General features: G+C 63.0%; 1 protein-coding gene. It reads right to left on the reverse strand.

Features of this window, described 5'->3' with window-relative positions; all coding sequences use genetic code 11:
* Positions 1-97: 97 nt before the first annotated feature.
* Positions 98-1,029: membrane protein (locus I5W_RS16540; RefSeq protein ID WP_044530042.1), on the reverse strand; the 932-nt coding region annotated here is incomplete at its 5' end.

Raw genomic sequence — 1,029 nt, forward strand, 5'->3', positions numbered from 1 at the left:
ATTCCGAGCCCTGCCGATCAATAAAAGCACAAATAAAANCGGCAGGCTTGCGAGCAGGCCTGCCGTTTTCTTTCATATCACGCGAGAAAAACCGTCCTTACCAGCCCCAGAACATCAGCCACCAGGCTGTATTCACCAGCGCCAGAGCCCCCATCAAGGGCAGCATGGCCAGCCCCTGCTGCCACCAGTGGGTGGCATGGCGCGCCACCACCTTCCAGCACAGCCACAGGCTCCACAGGGTCATGGTGGCCAGCAAGGCGGCGCGCACGTCGTTGGCCCAGTCGACCGGCCAGTGCTCGGCGCGCAACAGGCTGATGGTGGTGGCCGACAGGCCGATGAAGACACCGCAGCCCGCCAGCGGGATCAGCGCCTGCACCAGGTGGTTGAAGCGGCTCCACTCCCACTTGCCCAGCAGGCGCGTGGCCAGGCCGAACATGAGGGCCACGCCGGTGCCCAGCACCAGGCCGGTGGTGAGGATGTAACCCACCACCATGGCGCCATCGAGCCAGGTGAAGACATCGCTTTGCTGCGGATAATTGGTCAGCAGCCACCACGGCGCCTGGGTGCCGAAGGGCCACATGATGTCGCGGTCGATCAGCCAGGTGGCGATGTCCTGCTTGACGGCGATGAACCAGGGGCTGACCGTCCAGTGGAAGGCACCGATGGCGATGCCCAGCAGGCCATACAGCACCAGGGCGCTTTCCCACAGGCTGTTGCTGGTCTTGCCGAACTGCACCACTTCCACCGCCGGCGGGCGGAAACTCAGGGCGATGGCATCACGGTGACCACTGCAGCGGCCGCACATGTGGCAGTCGGAAGCACCCTTCATATTGCGCATGGGCACCAGAGGTGCGCAATTGACCGGAATGATCTTGTGCTCTGGATGGTAGGAAGCGCGCCATGCATCTTCGTTCACCTTGTAGTGAACCGGGGCCAGTTTGGCCAGCAGGCCGAAGACGCCATTGACCGGGCACAGGTACTTGCACCAGACGCGCTTGTCGCGGCCATACAGGTAACCGATGATCATGG

The sequence above is a fragment of the Herbaspirillum sp. B65 genome, from assembly GCF_000333555.1.
In the GTDB taxonomy this organism is placed as follows: domain Bacteria; phylum Pseudomonadota; class Gammaproteobacteria; order Burkholderiales; family Burkholderiaceae_D; genus Herbaspirillum; species Herbaspirillum rubrisubalbicans.